General features: G+C 61.7%; 16 protein-coding genes and 1 tRNA gene. 13 read left to right on the plus strand and 4 right to left on the minus strand.

Translation table 11 applies throughout. The annotated features are described in order from the left end of the window. Positions 1 to 18 precede the first annotated feature (18 nt). Together LG374_RS04290 and LG374_RS04295 are read right to left on the minus strand one after the other, a co-directional pair. Positions 19 to 744 (minus strand): ThiF family adenylyltransferase, encoded by a 726-nt coding sequence (locus LG374_RS04290; protein ID WP_225756545.1) that lies wholly within the window; start codon positions 742 to 744, stop codon positions 19 to 21. An 8-nt stretch (positions 745 to 752) separates the two neighbouring features. Next, positions 753 to 2,078, minus strand: coding sequence for a deoxyguanosinetriphosphate triphosphohydrolase (locus LG374_RS04295; protein ID WP_225756546.1), 1,326 nt, complete (start codon positions 2,076 to 2,078; stop codon positions 753 to 755). A 116-nt stretch (positions 2,079 to 2,194) separates the two neighbouring features. Here LG374_RS04295 and LG374_RS04300 point away from each other — a divergent pair, with 116 nt between their 5' ends. Then, the gene (locus LG374_RS04300; RefSeq protein ID WP_225756547.1) at positions 2,195 to 2,617 is read left to right on the plus strand and encodes a hypothetical protein; all 423 of its coding nucleotides are present in this window, start codon (positions 2,195 to 2,197) and stop codon (positions 2,615 to 2,617) included. 44 nt (positions 2,618 to 2,661) lie between these two features. Here the strand turns inward: LG374_RS04300 and LG374_RS04305 are convergent. Beyond that, a tRNA-Val gene (locus tag LG374_RS04305) sits at positions 2,662 to 2,738 on the minus strand. A 189-nt stretch (positions 2,739 to 2,927) separates the two neighbouring features. Here LG374_RS04305 and rplU point away from each other — a divergent pair. From rplU to cgtA, 3 genes are all read left to right on the plus strand, one after another. Then, entirely contained in the window at positions 2,928 to 3,248 is a 321-nt protein-coding gene (gene rplU / locus LG374_RS04310; RefSeq protein WP_040388931.1) for a 50S ribosomal protein L21, read from the plus strand. Positions 3,249 to 3,261: 13 nt separating this feature from the next. Next, positions 3,262 to 3,531, plus strand: a complete 270-nt coding sequence (gene rpmA / locus LG374_RS04315) for a 50S ribosomal protein L27 (protein ID WP_225756548.1) — start codon at positions 3,262 to 3,264, stop codon at positions 3,529 to 3,531. Positions 3,532 to 3,640: 109 nt separating this feature from the next. Continuing rightward, the gene (gene cgtA / locus LG374_RS04320; RefSeq protein WP_225756549.1) at positions 3,641 to 4,672 is read left to right on the plus strand and encodes an Obg family GTPase CgtA; all 1,032 of its coding nucleotides are present in this window, start codon (positions 3,641 to 3,643) and stop codon (positions 4,670 to 4,672) included. Positions 4,673 to 4,686: 14 nt separating this feature from the next. Here the strand turns inward: cgtA and LG374_RS04325 are convergent, their stop codons facing one another. After that, the gene (locus LG374_RS04325) at positions 4,687 to 5,382 is read right to left on the minus strand and encodes a hypothetical protein (protein WP_225756550.1); all 696 of its coding nucleotides are present in this window, start codon (positions 5,380 to 5,382) and stop codon (positions 4,687 to 4,689) included. 137 nt (positions 5,383 to 5,519) lie between these two features. Between LG374_RS04325 and LG374_RS04330 the strand changes: the two genes are divergently transcribed. From LG374_RS04330 to LG374_RS04375, 9 genes are all read left to right on the plus strand, one after another. Next, positions 5,520 to 6,074, plus strand: a complete 555-nt coding sequence (locus LG374_RS04330) for an HAD-IIIA family hydrolase (RefSeq protein WP_225756551.1) — start codon at positions 5,520 to 5,522, stop codon at positions 6,072 to 6,074. After that, positions 6,074 to 6,805 carry a 1-acyl-sn-glycerol-3-phosphate acyltransferase gene (locus tag LG374_RS04335; RefSeq protein WP_225756552.1) on the plus strand — a complete coding sequence of 244 codons (732 nt, stop codon included), beginning with the start codon at positions 6,074 to 6,076 and terminating at the stop codon, positions 6,803 to 6,805. The genes LG374_RS04330 and LG374_RS04335 overlap by 1 nt, the downstream gene beginning before the upstream one ends. Further along, positions 6,805 to 8,193, plus strand: coding sequence for a replicative DNA helicase (gene dnaB, locus LG374_RS04340; protein ID WP_225756553.1), 1,389 nt, complete (start codon positions 6,805 to 6,807; stop codon positions 8,191 to 8,193). The genes LG374_RS04335 and dnaB overlap by 1 nt, the downstream gene beginning before the upstream one ends. 186 nt (positions 8,194 to 8,379) lie before the next feature. Further along, complete coding sequence (locus tag LG374_RS12500) at positions 8,380 to 9,222, plus strand: fructose PTS transporter subunit IIB (protein ID WP_370639305.1); 843 nt, start codon at positions 8,380 to 8,382, stop codon at positions 9,220 to 9,222. Further along, a complete protein-coding gene (locus LG374_RS04355) occupies positions 9,222 to 10,241 on the plus strand; it encodes a PTS fructose transporter subunit IIC (protein WP_255594410.1) in 1,020 nt (339 codons plus the stop codon). The genes LG374_RS12500 and LG374_RS04355 overlap by 1 nt, the downstream gene beginning before the upstream one ends. A 52-nt stretch (positions 10,242 to 10,293) precedes the next feature. After that, the gene (locus LG374_RS04360; RefSeq protein WP_225756554.1) at positions 10,294 to 11,121 is read left to right on the plus strand and encodes a hypothetical protein; all 828 of its coding nucleotides are present in this window, start codon (positions 10,294 to 10,296) and stop codon (positions 11,119 to 11,121) included. Between the two features lie 191 nt (positions 11,122 to 11,312). Beyond that, positions 11,313 to 12,545, plus strand: a complete 1,233-nt coding sequence (locus LG374_RS04365) for a nitrous oxide reductase family maturation protein NosD (RefSeq protein ID WP_225756555.1) — start codon at positions 11,313 to 11,315, stop codon at positions 12,543 to 12,545. Positions 12,546 to 12,564: 19 nt separating this feature from the next. Further along, on the plus strand, positions 12,565 to 13,845 hold the full coding sequence (locus tag LG374_RS04370; RefSeq protein ID WP_225756556.1) for a hypothetical protein: 1,281 nt from the start codon (positions 12,565 to 12,567) through the stop codon (positions 13,843 to 13,845). A 3-nt stretch (positions 13,846 to 13,848) separates the two neighbouring features. Next, positions 13,849 to 15,144: a hypothetical protein gene (locus tag LG374_RS04375; protein WP_225756557.1), complete on the plus strand. Its 1,296-nt coding sequence runs from the start codon at positions 13,849 to 13,851 to the stop codon at positions 15,142 to 15,144.

Consider the following 15,144-nt stretch of genomic DNA (forward strand, 5'->3'; position numbering starts at 1 on the left):
TTTTTGTTTACCGCCACTTCATTCCGCCAGCAACCGTTCAACGATGTAGCCTGCCATCATGATGCCGAACAGCGCCGGCATGTAGGAGATGGTACCGTTGACGGCGCGGGCACGACCCGGCGTGCCGCTCACCGGCTGGTGCGGCAGCGGTTTGCGCGGAACTTCGTCGGAAAAGATGACAGGGTAATCAAGGCTGCCGCCCCGCCCGCGCAGGACGCGGCGCATTTCCCGCGCCAGCGGGCAGCCAATGGTATCGGCGAGCGGCAGAATGTGGACGCGACTCACATCGAGACGGTTGCCCGCCCCCATCGCCGAAATGACGCCAATGCCGCGCTGTTGTGCGGCGTGGACGAGCGCCGCCTTGCAACCGATGGAGTCGATGCAGTCGGCGAGAAAATCGAGTGCGTACGGGGCTAGGAAGGCTTTGCCCTGACTAGGATGGAGGAAACGTTCTTCGATGGTGAGGCGCAGTTCCGGGTTGATGTCGCGCAGGCGTTCGGCCATCACGGCAGTCTTGGCGCGGCCAAGGGTGCTGTGCAGGGCAAGCAGTTGACGGTTAAGGTTGGACGGGGCGACGGTGTCGTGATCAAGCAGGATGAGGTGGCCGACACCGGCGCGGGCGACGGCTTCGGCGCAGTAGCCGCCTACACCGCCGAGGCCGGCGATGAGGACGGTTTTGTCGTGCAGGCGGCGGACGCTATCCGTGCCAACGAGGATTTCGGTGCGGGCATGGGGGGTGGTCATGGGGTTCCTTAATTTACCGGCAGACTGATGCCGGTCAGTTTTTTGTAAAGGGAGACGGCGTAGCTGTCGGTCATACCGGCGATGTAGTCGCAAACACCGAGCAGTTTTTGATAGAGGCTGTCGCGGTTTTTGCGGAAACGTTCCGGCAGTAGCGCCAGTAACATCTGGTCGGCGCGGGTGATGTTGTCACGGCCATGGGTGTTGGCGATGGCCTGGCAGTAGATGCCCATGAGGCCAGTCAACACGCGGTGTCCAGCGATTTGTACTTCAACAACCGGACGGCTGATGTAGATGTATTTTTCCGCGTACTCGCGCAGGGCGCGCAATTTTTCGATGGAGGGGATGTCTTTCAGAAGCGGCGCATCGTGTTCGCCCGCCAGCAGCGCGCTTTCGTTGTCCTGGAAGACGGCGACGGTTTCGTGCACCAGGCGGCCAATGGCTTTGGCACGAAGATAGGCGAGCTGATCGCTCTTGCTTTCCATCGCGTTAAGGCGTGATGGATCCACCATGTCGCCCGCCAGGTCAGCGAGCAGTTCCAGGGCGCGGCGATGGTCAATTTGCCGGATTTGGTAGGCGTCTTCGATGTCCACGATGAGGTAGCAGATGTCGTCGGCAGCTTCCATCAGGTAGGAAAGCGGGTGACGGTGCCAGGCCTGGCCGCTGTCGCCGCGCGGCGGGATGCCGAGGGTAGTGTAGAGGGTGGCGAAGTCAGTGAGGTCATCCTGATAGACGCCATTCTTTTTGTACGGACTACGGTAGGCAGTCGCCGGATATTTGCTGGCAGCAGCAAGGGTGGCGGCGGTGAGGCGCAGGCCGCCGTGGTTATCCGGGCTTTCGAGACGGTTCATGATGCGGAAGGCGTGTGCGTTGCCTTCAATGTTGAGCAGATCAGCGCGCTGTGCATCGTTGTCGAGGCGGTCGAGAATGCTCGCAGCGTCAGGACTGGCGAAATAGTCGCGCATCGCCTGTTCACCGAAGTGGCCAAAGGGCGGGTTACCGATATCGTGCGCCAGGCAGGCGGCAGCGACGATGTCGCCAATGTCAGCGGCATGGATACCGTGCGCAGCGAGTTCGGGATTTTCCGCGACGAGGCGGGTACCAACGCTGCTGCCGAGACTGCGTCCGACGCAGGAGACTTCCAGCGAATGGGTGAGTCGGGTGCGGACGTAGTCGTTTTTTTCCAGCGGGAAAACCTGGGTTTTGTCTTTCATGCGGCGGAAGGCAGCAGAGAAAATAAGGCGGTCACCGTCGCGCTGGAAATCGGAGCGGACGGAAGGTTCCGGACAGGCGGCCTGGCCAATGCGGTAAGTAGAGAGGAGCTGAATCCAGTTCATAGCGGCGGTTAGTGGGGGAAAGACCGGATTTTAGCACTTCCCCCACAAACGGCGGTGCGGCTGCTTTTGCACGCATCGCGGCTATAATCGGCTTTCCCTGTCCAAATGAGGTTTTTATGAAAACGTTCCTGCAATCCTGTTTCCGCTTCGGCATCATCCTGACTATCGCCGGCTTCGGTGTCGCTTTTTTCCTGCAACTTGCCGATTTGATGCTGGCATTTGTCCTGCTCGCACTGGCAGCGGTGTATCTCGGCTGGTCGGTGTGGACGGCGAACAAGTCTTCCGGCTATGACCATCCCAAACAGTGTTTTGGCGACATCATGGGCGACATCACCACTTACACACTGCTGATGGTGGCGCTATTTGTCTGGCTGGTGCTGCCGCGCTATATGCAGCTGCCATTTCGTGACGAGCAATATTGGATTCTCACCGCATTTCTTGGCGTGATGATTGCGGTCACGCTGGTGGAACTGGTAATTACCGTGCACACCTGCCTGATTGCGATGTGGCGACAGAATCCGGTGACGATTACCCGTTAAACAGGTAAAGAAAAAGCCCGTCAGTACGACGGGCTTTAATGTTCTGGTAGGCACAATTGGACTCGAACCAACGACCCCCACCATGTCAAGGTGGTGCTCTAACCAACTGAGCTATGCGCCTAGGTGAGGCGCGCATTATAGGGAGTTCAACAATGATTGCAAGCGCTTTGTGCATAAGGACAAAAAACATCAGGAAAAAGCACGTAAGCATATGGCGTCGCTATTGAATTCACCGCATGGCGCCAGTATAATTCGCCGCCTTTGACAGCGGGCAGAACCCTGTTCGCGCATGAATTTTTTGGAGAACAACATGTTTGCAGTTATTGAAACCGGCGGTAAACAGTACAAAGTCAAACCCGGTCAACGCCTGAAAGTGGAAACCCTGCCGGGTGAAGCAGGCGACAGCATCGCTTTCGACAAAGTACTGCTCATCGCCAGTGGTGATGACAATGTCAGCGTTGGCGCGCCCTATCTGGAAGGTAAAACCGTCAGCGCCAAGATCGTCGAACACGGTCGCCACAAGAAAATCAAGATCATCAAATTCCGCCGTCGCAAGCACCATATGAAACGCATGGGGCACCGTCAGAACTACACTGAAGTGGTCATTGACGCTATCGACGGTCAACAATAAGGAGTAAGAGACTATGGCACACAAAAAAGCAGGCGGTTCCAGCCGCAACGGTCGCGATTCCAAATCCAAACGCCTCGGCATCAAACGCTATGGTGGTGAATTTGTCAGCGCCGGTTCCATTCTGGTTCGCCAACGTGGCACCCCGTTCAATGCAGGTGAAAACGTCGGCGTCGGTCGCGATCACACCCTGTTCGCCACTGCGACCGGTACCGTTATGTTCAGCAAACGCGGACCGGAAAAGCGTCGCTACGTCAGCGTTGTTGCCGAAGCAGCAGAAGCCTGATTAACACGCGTTTTGCCGCAAGCCCTGCATCATGCGGGGCTTTTTTATTGCCACCGGCGCCGACGGACGAACGGCTATACAATAAAAACAGACACACAGAGGAATCCCCATGAAATTCGTAGATGAAGCACGCATATATGTACGCGCAGGCAAAGGCGGCAACGGCATCGTCAGCTTCCGCCGGGAAAAATACATCCCCTTCGGCGGACCAGATGGCGGCGACGGCGGCGACGGCGGCAGCGTTTACCTGGTCGCCCAGGAAGGCATCAACACCCTTGCCGATTTCCGCTACAACCGCAGCTATCAGGCGGAAAGCGGCAAGGCTGGGGAAGGGCGCAACAAGCGCGGCAGCAGCGGCGCAGACCTCATCGTGCCGGTGCCGGTCGGCACACAAGTCTTTGTGGACGAGACTGACGAACTCATCGGCGATTTGACGGTTGACGGACAGCGTCTGCTGGTCGCGCAGGGCGGCTATCACGGCCTCGGCAACACCCGCTACAAAAGCTCGACCAACCGCGCACCGCGTCAATGCAAACCCGGCAGCGAAGGCGAAGAACGCTATCTGCGTCTCGAACTGAAACTGCTTGCCGATGTCGGCCTGCTCGGCATGCCGAATGCGGGCAAATCCACCCTCATCAGCCGCGTCTCTGCCGCCCGCCCAAAGATCGCCGACTACCCCTTCACCACGCTGCATCCCAACCTCGGTGTTGTCCGCGTCGGTATGCTGCAAAGCTTCGTCATGGCGGATATTCCCGGCCTGATTGAAGGCGCGGCGGAAGGCGCCGGCCTCGGTCACCAGTTCCTGCGTCCCCTCGCACGCACCCGCCTGCTCTTGCACGTCCTTGACTGTTCACCGCTTAGTGATTCGCAAAACCCGGTGCGCGATTTCGAGCAGGTCAGCTTGGAACTCGCCAAATACGATGCCGTTTTTGCCGATAAACCGCGCTGGCTGGTGCTGAACAAAATGGACACGCTGACTGCCGAAGACGGCGCGACGCTGGAACAAAACATCACCACCGCCCTCGGCTGGCAGGGGCCGGTGTACCGCATCTCGGCGGAAACCGGCATGGGCACCGAACAGCTATGCCACGACATCATGCAGGCGCTGGAACGGATGGACGAAGAAGCCGATTACCACTAACCCGAACCGCTCCGCTACCAACTGCCGCCCCGGCGGCGGCGCTCTTCCGCGACAAATGCCGCCGCCCACACCTCGCATTTCGCCTGTGCCGCTGCTGCGGCAAATTCCCCTTTATCAATGACCACATCTACGCACCACAGGCGCGGCAAAAACGCAGGTGCGCGCGGATTCACCTCCTGCAAGGCACAGGCAAACATCCAGGACAACAGACCATTGCCAATGTTACAGCGCGACGGGGGTGGTACACGCCGCTCGCCAACCGCTTCCAACCAGCCCGGCTGGTTAAACAGCGCCAGCCACAACTGTTGCACATAACGCGACGGCTGCGGCAGCGGCGCGCCATAGCGATGGCGGATCATCAGCCAGTCGCGCAAAGCCTCGACCAGCAGCGCACGCTGCTCCGCGTCGAGGACAACGCCTTTGAGCAGGGCGTCCTTCCATACCGCTTCCGGAACCGTGACTTGCGCCAGCCGCTGCAAGGCTGCATCCGGCCGCCCGCCGCGCAGCAATCGCGACAGCCACCATGCCGCTGCCACGACCCCGCCCGTCGCCAGCCAGCGTCCAAACGTCCAGCCCTCGCCAAGCCAGATTGCCAGCAGTAACACCGCCGCCACAAAACATACCCCGGCCAAGCGCATATCCGGCGCCGTTCCCTGCGGCCGCTGCGCGGCAAACTGACGCGGCGCGGACAATCCCAATAACGCATTCATCACCGATCCCTCCATCACAAACCCGACCCATCATATCCCGCCCGCTGGGCAAATTCCTGTCGCTGCAGGAGAAAAAAACCACCCGGCACGCTGTGCTACACTTCCCGCCGCCAACCCCGATAATATCCGGTAATACCATGATAAATATGGATAAAAAACTCGTCCTCTTCGACCGTGATGGCGTCCTCAACGAAGCTGGACGCATCACCCGCCCCGAAGAACTGCGCCTCCTTTCCAACGCCCTGCGCGGTATCGCCCGCCTCACCCAGGCCGGCATCCGCGTTGGCATCTGCACCAATCAGGGCGGCATTGCGCACGGCGTCCTTGATGAAGCCTCCCTCACCCGTATCCACGATAAACTGCGGCTGGTCGCGGGTGAATTTGGTGGCCACATTGACCGCATCGTTCACTGTGCGAGCGCCGACAGCGACCACCCCCTGCGCAAACCCAACCCCGGCATGCTGCTTGACCAGGCACGCCATTTCGGCCTGGCCGACCTCAGCGGCGTCCCCTTCGTGGGCGATAACCTCGTTGACGTGCAGGCGGCGCAAGCGGCGGGGGCCGTGCCCGTCCTCGTCCGCACCGGTCACGGCAAAAACACCGCACACAAACACCGCGCCGCCCTGCGCGATGTCCTCAGCTATCCCAACGTCGAAACCGCCGTCAACCACTGGCTCAAGGAGGCCGCCTGATGAACACCCTGCGCACCTGGCTCTTCAAAATCCTCTTCGTCCCCGCCACCATCCTCTGGTCGGCCTTCATCGTCTGCCTCATCGTCCTGCCCTTCCCGCTACGCCTGCGCCTTGCCTTCGGCTGGGGCTATACCACCATCTGGCTGGCGCGCCTCATCGTCGGCATCAAATGGCAAATCCACGGCCTCGATAAAATGCCGCAAGGGGCCTGCGTCCTCATGGTGAACCACCAGTCCACCTGGGAAACTGCCTTCCTGCCCAACCTCAAACTGCGCCAGGTGTGGGTGCTGAAAAAAGAACTGATGATGCTGCCCTTCTTCGGCTGGGCGCTGGCCGTGCTGCGCCCCGTACCGATTGACCGCAAACAGAAGCGTCAGGCCATGCAGAAAGTCATCGAAGAAGGACGCCAACGCATCGAGTCGGGCTACAGCGTCATCCTCTTCCCTGAAGGCACGCGCGCGCCAGCGGACGCGCCGCTACCGTTCAAACTCGGCGCTGCCCGGCTTGCCACCGCCCTCGGCGTCCCTGCCGTACCGGTCGCACACAATGCCGGACAATTCTGGCCGAAACGCGGCCTGATGCACCCTGGCACCGTGCACGTCGTCGTCGGCGAGCCCATCGACCCCCACGGCAAAACCCCGGCGGAAATCAACGCCATCGCCGAAACCTGGATTAACGACACCCGCGCCCGCCTCGTCGCTGCCGAAGAAACCCGACGCGGAGAAGCCTGATGGCCGATTTCGAACAACAAGAAGAACGCCTGCGCCAGCCGCCGCACTCGCAAGATGCCGAACAGGCGGTGCTGGCGGGCGTGCTGCTTGATGCCAACATGTGGGATCGCGTCACCGGGCGAGTGAGCGCGCCAGACTTCTACAACCGCGCCCACCAGCTCATTTATAAAGCGATGGAAAGCGTCGCCGGGCGCAACCAGGAAGCGCTGGACGTTGTGACCGTCGCCGATGCCCTGCGCGAAGCGGGCGAACTCGATAACTGTGGCGGTACCGCCTACCTCGCCAGCCTCGCCGACGCCTACGGCAGCGCGCAAAACGTCGCCGCCTACGCCGACATCGTGCGCGAAGCCTCCATCCTGCGCGCCCTTTTAAAAAGCAGCGGTGAAATCGCACAAAGCGTGTACCAGCCCGAAGGCCGCAGCGCCGCACAACTGCTGGACAGCGCCGAACAGCGCGTCTTCGACATCAAAAACCAATACCAGCAACACAAAGAAGACGGCTTCCACCAAATCAAAAACGTCCTCGCCGACACCGTGCAATACCTGCAAGAAGTCAGCCAGCGCGGCAGCGACGTCATCGGCATCCCCACCGGCTTCAAAGATCTCGACAAAATGACCGCCGGCATGCAGGCGGGCGACCTCATCATCATCGCTGGCCGCCCCTCGATGGGGAAAACCACCTTCGCCATGAACATCGCCGAAGCCGTCGCCATCGGTGCCAAACAGCCCGTTGCCGTCTTCTCGTTGGAAATGCCCGCGCGGGCGCTGGTGCTGCGCATGATGTCCTCGCTGGGCAACATTGACCAATCACAACTGCGCAAAGGCGACATCAAAGGCAACGACACGCGCGGCAAACTGGCGCTTGCCGTCAGCCAACTGCAAAACGCGCCGCTCTACATCGACGACGGCTCAAACCTCACCATCACCGAACTGCGCGCGCGGGTGCGCCGCCTGAAAAGCGAAGTCGGCGCGCTCGGTCTCGTCCTCGTTGACTACCTGCAACTCATGCAACTGCCGGACAGCCGCGACGACAACCGTGCCTCGCTCATCGGCGAAATCTCGCGCGGCTTGAAACTGCTCGCCAAAGAGATGGACGTACCCGTCATCGCCCTCTCCCAGCTCTCGCGCCAGGTCGAACACCGCCCGAACAAACGCCCGATCATGTCGGACATCCGCGAATCCGGCGCCATTGAGCAGGACGCCGACGTCATCATGTTTGTCTATCGCGACGAAGTCTATAACCCCGACTCGCCGGAAAAAGGCATCGCGGAAATCGTCATCGGCAAACAGAGGAACGGCCCCATCGGCACCGTCAAACTCAGCTTCCTCGGCCAGTACCTCAAATTCGGCGATCTCGCCCAGGGCTACTCGGAAGGCTTCGACGAATGATGCCCGCCAAGCGGCGTAAATACTGACTTCTCGCGCAGGGCAGGTCTTGCCCCACCGTGACGGAGGTAAAGGAACATTTGCGGCGGGCTCAAGCCCGCGCTTTTTCGCCGCCGTCCGCGCAAAAAATTTGCATAATAAACAAGCCGTCACGCGTGGCGGCACCCCATCCCCACCACAGGAGTATCCATGCAACTCACCAACGCCCTTATCCGTCTCGGCGCCACCGCCAGGGACAAAACGGACGCCATCCGCCAGGTCGCGGCCCTGCTTGCTGAAAACGGCAAAGTCGAGCCCGCCTATGTGGACGGCATGCTCGCGCGTGAAGCCCAGGAAAACACCTACCTCGGCAACGGCGTCGCCATCCCGCACGGCACACCGCAAAGCCGTGACCTCATCAAGGAAACCGCCATCGCCGTGCTGCAAGTGCCGGACGGCGTCGATTGGGAAGACGACGAACCCGCCTACCTCATCGTCGGCATCGCTGCCGGCGATAACGAACACCTCGGCGTGCTGAAACGCCTCAGCACCGTCGTCGGCGACGAAGACGTCGCGGCGCGGCTCGCTAAAACCACCGATCCCGACGACATCCGCGAAACCCTGTCCACCGTCGCTGCCGACGCCGCGCCTGCCGCTGCCGCCCCCGCAAGCGGCAAATACATCATCGGCATCACCTCCTGCCCGACCGGCGTCGCCCACACCTACATGGCGCAGGAAGCCCTGGAAATCGGCGCGCGCGCCCTGGGGCACGAAGTCAAAATCGAAACCCAGGGCAGTGTCGGCGCTGCGAACGTACTCACGCCGCAAGACATCGCCCGCGCCGATGTCGTCATCATCGCCGCCGATACCAACGTTGACCCCGCCCGCTTCGCCGGCAAACGCCTCTACCGCACCGGCACCAAAGCGGCCATCAACGATGCCGCCAAAGTCATCAACACCGCCTCAGCGAAGCGCCCGTCTTCGCCGCCGACAGCGCCGCTGCCGCAGCGGGCGACGCCAAGCCGGAACGCAGCGGCGTATACAAACACCTGATGACCGGCGTCTCCTACATGCTGCCCTTTGTCGTCGCCGGCGGTCTGCTGATCGCCCTCGGCTTCGCCTTCGCCTCCTTCCAGTTCGGCGAAAAAGGCATCTTCATCTACGAAGACGCCTACAAAGGCACCTTCGCAGCCAATCTCTTCTGGGCGGGCAAAGCCGCGTTCGAGCTCTTCATCCCCGTCCTCGGCGGCTACATCGCCTATTCCATCGCCGGACGGCCCGGCATCGCGCCGGGCATGGTCGGCGCACTGATTGCCAACCAGATTGGCGCCGGCTTTTTGGGCGCGATACTGGCGGGCTTCATGGCCGGCTACCTCGTCGCCTTCCTCGCCAAAACCATCAAACTGCCGCGCGAACTGGAAAGCCTGAAACCGATGATCATCCTGCCGCTCCTCGGCACGGCTATCGTCGCCCTCATGATGTATTACGTCGTCGGCAAACCCGTTGGCAGCCTCATGGCCGCGCTGACCGCCTGGCTGGAAACCCAGCAAAACGCCAAAGGTTTCGCTGCCTTCCTCCTCGGCGGCCTGCTCGGCGGCATGATGGCGCTCGACATGGGCGGCCCGGTGAACAAAGCCGCCTACACCGTCTCCACCGCCCTCATCGGCAGCAACATCTTCTTCCCCATGGCTGCAACCATGGCCGCCGGCATGACCCCGCCGCTCGCCATCTTCTGCGCGACGCTGCTCTTCAAAAACCGCTTCACCGTCGAAGAACGCGAAGCCGGCAAAGCCGCCGGTATCCTCGGCCTGTCCTTCATTACCGAAGGCGCGATCCCCTTTGCCGCGAAAGACCCGCTGCGCGTCATCCCGGCACTGGTCATCGGTTCGGCGGTCACGGGCGCCCTCAGCGTCGCCTTCGGCTGCGGCCTGCATGCCCCGCACGGCGGCGTGTTCGTCCTTTTCATCCCGAACGCGGTTGATCACGTCCTGCTCTACGCCGTTGCCATCCTCGCCGGCACCGCCGTCAGCACCGTCTGCCTCGGTCTCTTCAAAAAACGCCTTACCGCTTAAATCACAGCCGCAGGGCGGCCCGCCGCCCTGCCCTACCCCGCCTGGAAACCCCATGAAAAATACCTGCCTGCTCCTCACCGCCTTCGCCTGCCTCCTCACTGCCTGCGACCAGCCCACGACGCCCAAAGCGGACAACACGCCCGCCGCCAAAGCGGAAAACACCGCTGCCACAAGCGACAAACCCGCCACCAAAGCAGAAAACGCCGCTGCCACAAGCGACAAACCCGCCGCCAAAGCAGAAAACACCGCTGCCACAAGCGACAAACCCGCCGCCAAAGCGGAGAACACCGCTGCCGCCGCAAGCGACAAACCCGCCGCCAAAGCGGAAAACGCCGCTGCCGCAAGCGACAAACCCGCCGCCAAAGCGGAGAACACCGCTGCCGCAAGCGACAAACCAGCTGCCAAAGCAGAGAACACCGCTGCCGCAAGCGACAAACCCGCTGTCGGCGACAACAAAACCGACACTACGCCCGCTGCCCCGCCCACCTTCAAAACCGCCGCTGAAGCCCTGCCGTACCTCGAAAGCCTCCTGCCCTACGACATCGCCGATAGCCACTTCCACAGCGTCAGCCTCGACAACAACACCTACACCTTCACCGCCGTCATCAAGGGCGTGGAAGACGCCGCCGCCTTCCAGGCCGGACACGACATGGCCGCACTGCAAACCGCCTACCGCAAAGGCAGCCTGCCCTACCTCTGCGCGCAAGAACCGTTTGCCACCTTGTGGGCGAAGAAAAAAATCCGCAACATCCACCTCGATTACCAGGACGAACACGGCAATCCCATCATGCAAAACGACATTGACGCCGCCGCCTGCACCGATGTTGAAGCCCCGGCAACCCCGATTACCCCGAAACCCGCACCCGCAGCGGCGGGCTGACACAGCCCCGCCCGAAACCCGGTCAGCGACGCAACCACGGCCTATCCGCTTGCACATGAAACCTCGCTTGCGGAAACGGAACAGCCCACGTAGCAAGAAAGGATCGGGGTGGAGACGTCCGCAGGCCGAAATCCCGCAAGCGCCATAAACACAAACTTCCCGCTCGAACCGCAAACCCATACCACAGCTCCATGAAAACCCCGCTCTTTCTCCTCCTGACCCTGAACCTCGCCGCTCACGCCGCCGACATCGCCGTTCCTGCCGATGCCGACCTGCAACACTATCTGGATAGCGCCCAAGCGGGGGATCACCTGACCCTCGCACCTGCCACCTATCGCGGCAACTTTGTCATCAACACCCCCATTACCCTCAGCGGCAGCACGACGGGCGAGAGCATCCTTGACGGCGGCGGCAAAGGCAAAGTGCTGCATATCAAAGCTGCCGACAGCACCATTGAGCACCTCACCGTGCAACACTCCGGCAGCAACCTCTTCGACATGGACGCCGGCATCTTTGCCGACCGTACCGCGCACAACATCCGCATTCATCACAACCACGCCCGCGACAACCTCTTCGGTATCTACGTCTGGGGACCGGAAAAAGGCATCGTCGAACACAACACCGTCACCGGCCAGACTACCGGCCGCACCAACGACCGGGGTAACGGCATCCAGCTCTGGAAAAGCCTGCACACCATCATCCGCAACAACACCATCAGCGGCGGGCGCGACGGCATCTACGTCACCAACAGCAAATACAACCTCTTTGAAAACAACACCATCAGCGGCATCCGCTTCGGCATCCACTACATGTACACCGAAGACAGCGAAGTGAAAAACAACCACCTCTCCGACCTCGAATCCGCCTACGTCATCATGTTCTCGAACCGCATCACCGTGCGCGATAACGAAAGCGACAACAGCCGCGAACACGGCCTCATGCTCAACGCCGTCAACCAGTCGGAAATCAGCGGTAACCGCATCAACGGCGCCAACAAATGCGTCTTCCTCTACAACGCCAACCAGAACGGCTTCCACCACAACCATTTCAGTAACTGCACCATCGGCGTGCATTCCACCGCAGGCTCGACGGACAGCCGCATCCACGACAACGCCTACATTGGCAACCAGACCCAGGTCATGTACGTCGGCACCCGCCTCATCGAATGGTCGCTTGACGGGCACGGCAACTACTGGAGCGATAACAGCGCCTTCGACCTGAACGGCGACGGCATCGCCGATATGCCCTACCGCCCGAACAACATCCTCGACCAAGTGCTGTGGCGCGCGCCGAACGCGAAAATCCTCATCAACAGCCCGGCGGCACAACTGCTCAAATACGCACAACAACAATTCCCCGCCATCCACCCCGGCGGCGTGGTGGACAGCTACCCGCTGATGAACCCACCGACGGTCGCGCCATGAATCACCACCAGAGCCACCCATGCCTCTCTTCACCCCCGACCTCACCAATCCGCACAGCCGTGGCTGGGGCGGCAGCAGCCATTCCCCTTGGCGGAACAGCCGGGGCTGGCTGGCCGTCGGCGTCATCCTTCTCAGTATCCTCTATGACCCCAAGGCATCCGCCCTCTTGGGTCTGACGCACTACGGCTGGCTATGCCTGCTGCTGTGGCTGGCCGTCGCCGTCCACATTTTGCGCAGCGACTATGCCGCCAGCCGTACCGCCTATTTCGCCCCCTGCCTCGTCTGCGACCCGCAGGGGCTGACCATCTACGCCCGCAGCGGCCGCATCCAGCAACAATGGCGCTGGCAGGACATTGAAAGCGTCGCCACCCACGGCATCCTGCAAACCCTGCGCATCACCCCGCGCGACGGCGCGCCGTTTGACTACCACGACCGCCGCCTCGAACGCGAAGGCAATACCTACCGCATCATCGCCGCCACCGCGCAAGACTGCCTGCGCGGCATCCTGCCGCCCGTCTTGCCCGCCCCGCCTGCCGACTTTACCCATATCTGGTACGAGCAGCCGCACAAGCATTTCGACAAAAGCCATACCCGCGATAACTACATGCTGACCCTGCTGCTGTGGGTGCTGCTTTTCCTGCCCGCCTTCCTCGGTGCCCGCCTGCGCGCCTGGCCGGACGGTGCGCCGCTTCTCCTGCGCATCCTCCATCCGCTCACCCTCGTCGCCATCGCCCTCGGCATCCTCTGCATCCTGCGCGTGCTTATCCACAACTACCGCCGTACGACTCCCGCCCGGCGACAGGCGGCCATGGATGACAACGGCCTGCATATCTACCGCACGGGTGGCGTTCCGGCACTCAGCCTGCGTTGGGCGGACATCCTGGGTGTCGAATGGCGGGAAGTCCGCATCGAGCGCCAGAAACACTACCTGCTCTATTTCACCGACCGCCTCGACCACACCTACCGCCTGGACGTCACCGGCCTGCAAGAGGCCAAAGAGACCTGTCGGGAAATCGCCGCCGTCGTTACCGCTGTTACCGGCAGGCAGCCGTTGCCGCCGCTTGCGCCGCAATCTCCTGCAACGACGAGCCCAAGCGGCGTCGCCCCGCTGTTCTGGCTCAACCTGCTGCTGACCGCCTGGCTCGTTTGGCTGACCCTGCCCTGCGCCTACTCCCCGGCACATTGCACCGCCTTCGAGCCGCGCCGCTTCCTTCCGTTCCTTGTTGCTTTCTTCACTGTGAGCCTGCTCAACCTGTACATCGGCGACCTCTACCGCCTGTTCGGCAAAAACCGCCGCTGACCCATGCCCGACGATACCCGGTCGCACTTCGCCCCCGACCTCGCCAATCCGCACAGCCGTGGCTGGGGCGGCAGCAGTCATTCCCCCTGGCAGAACAGCCGGGGCTGGCTGGCCAGCGGCGCCATCCTCCTCGGTATCCTCTATGACCCCAAGGCGTCCGCCTTCTTGGGTCTGACGCACTACGGCTGGCTGTACCTGCTGCTATGGCTGGCCGTCGCCATCAGCGTTTTGCGCAGTGACTATGCCGTCAGCCACACCGCCTATTTCGCTCCCTGCCTCGTCTGCGACCCGCAGGGACTGACCATCTACGCGCGACGCGGCAGTATCCAGCAACAATGGCGCTGGCAGGACATCGAAAACGTCGCCACCCACGGCATCCTGCAAACCCTGCGCATCACCCCGCGCGACGGCGCGCCGTTTGACTACCGCGACCGCCGCCTCGAACGCGAAGGCAATACCTACCGCATCATCGCCGCCACCGCGCAAGACTGCCTGCGCGGCATCCTGCCGCCCGTCTTGCCCGCCCCGCCTGCCGACTTTACCCATATCTGGTACGAGCAGCCGCACAAGCATTTCGACAAAAGCCATCCCCGCGATAACTACATGCTGACCCTGCTGCTGTGGGTGCTGCTTTTCCTGCCCGCCTTCCTCGGTGCCCGCCTGCGCGTCTGGCCGGACGGTGCGCCGCTTCTCCTACGCCTCCTCCATCCGTTCACCCTCTCCGCCATCGCCCTCGGCATCTTCTGTATCCTGCGCGTGTTTATCCATAGCTACCGCCGCTACCGCCGCACAACTCCCGCCCGGCAACAGGTGGCCATCGATGACAATGGTCTGCATATCTATCGCGCGGGTGGCGGCGCAACACTCCACCTGCGCTGGGCGGACATCCTGCACATCGAATGGCGAGAAACCGGCAGCGGGCACCGCCAATGCTACCAGCTCCTACTCACCGACCGCCTCGATCACATCTACCGCCTGGACATGACCGACCTGCAAGAGGCCGAAAATACCGGCCGGGAAATCGCCGCTGTCATTACCGCTGTTACCAGCGGACAACCGTTGCCGCTGCTTGCACCGCAACCACCCACGCCAACTGCCGCAAGCGGCCTCACTTTCTATTTATGCCTCAATCTGCTGCTGACCGCCTGGCTGCTCCACCTGACCTTCCCCTGCATCTATTTCTCGGCAGATTGCACCACTGCCGACGATCTCCCGTTTCTCGCCTTCTTTATTGCCCTGAACCTGCTCAATGCGCCTATCGGCGACCTCTACCGCCTGTTCGGCAAAAATCGCCGCTGA

The sequence above is a fragment of the Cardiobacterium sp. Marseille-Q4385 genome, from assembly GCF_916618745.1.
In the GTDB taxonomy this organism is placed as follows: domain Bacteria; phylum Pseudomonadota; class Gammaproteobacteria; order Cardiobacteriales; family Cardiobacteriaceae; genus Cardiobacterium.

What these genes read in the sequence shown, in the direction of transcription:
- LG374_RS04355 (WP_255594410.1), top strand. Translation starts at nt 9,222, where the DNA reads ATGACCGGCGTCTCCTACATGCTGCCCTTTGTCGTCGCCGGCGGTCTG.
- LG374_RS04365 (WP_225756555.1), top strand. Translation starts at nt 11,313, where the DNA reads ATGAAAACCCCGCTCTTTCTCCTCCTGACCCTGAACCTCGCCGCTCAC.
- cgtA (WP_225756549.1), top strand. Translation starts at nt 3,641, where the DNA reads ATGAAATTCGTAGATGAAGCACGCATATATGTACGCGCAGGCAAAGGC.
- LG374_RS04360 (WP_225756554.1), top strand. Translation starts at nt 10,294, where the DNA reads ATGAAAAATACCTGCCTGCTCCTCACCGCCTTCGCCTGCCTCCTCACT.
- rpmA (WP_225756548.1), top strand. Translation starts at nt 3,262, where the DNA reads ATGGCACACAAAAAAGCAGGCGGTTCCAGCCGCAACGGTCGCGATTCC.
- LG374_RS04370 (WP_225756556.1), top strand. Translation starts at nt 12,565, where the DNA reads ATGCCTCTCTTCACCCCCGACCTCACCAATCCGCACAGCCGTGGCTGG.
- dnaB (WP_225756553.1), top strand. Translation starts at nt 6,805, where the DNA reads ATGGCCGATTTCGAACAACAAGAAGAACGCCTGCGCCAGCCGCCGCAC.
- LG374_RS12500 (WP_370639305.1), top strand. Translation starts at nt 8,380, where the DNA reads ATGCAACTCACCAACGCCCTTATCCGTCTCGGCGCCACCGCCAGGGAC.
- LG374_RS04300 (WP_225756547.1), top strand. Translation starts at nt 2,195, where the DNA reads ATGAAAACGTTCCTGCAATCCTGTTTCCGCTTCGGCATCATCCTGACT.
- LG374_RS04295 (WP_225756546.1), bottom strand. Translation starts at nt 2,078, where the DNA reads ATGAACTGGATTCAGCTCCTCTCTACTTACCGCATTGGCCAGGCCGCC.
- LG374_RS04330 (WP_225756551.1), top strand. Translation starts at nt 5,520, where the DNA reads ATGATAAATATGGATAAAAAACTCGTCCTCTTCGACCGTGATGGCGTC.
- LG374_RS04290 (WP_225756545.1), bottom strand. Translation starts at nt 744, where the DNA reads ATGACCACCCCCCATGCCCGCACCGAAATCCTCGTTGGCACGGATAGC.
- rplU (WP_040388931.1), top strand. Translation starts at nt 2,928, where the DNA reads ATGTTTGCAGTTATTGAAACCGGCGGTAAACAGTACAAAGTCAAACCC.
- LG374_RS04325 (WP_225756550.1), bottom strand. Translation starts at nt 5,382, where the DNA reads ATGAATGCGTTATTGGGATTGTCCGCGCCGCGTCAGTTTGCCGCGCAG.
- LG374_RS04375 (WP_225756557.1), top strand. Translation starts at nt 13,849, where the DNA reads ATGCCCGACGATACCCGGTCGCACTTCGCCCCCGACCTCGCCAATCCG.
- LG374_RS04335 (WP_225756552.1), top strand. Translation starts at nt 6,074, where the DNA reads ATGAACACCCTGCGCACCTGGCTCTTCAAAATCCTCTTCGTCCCCGCC.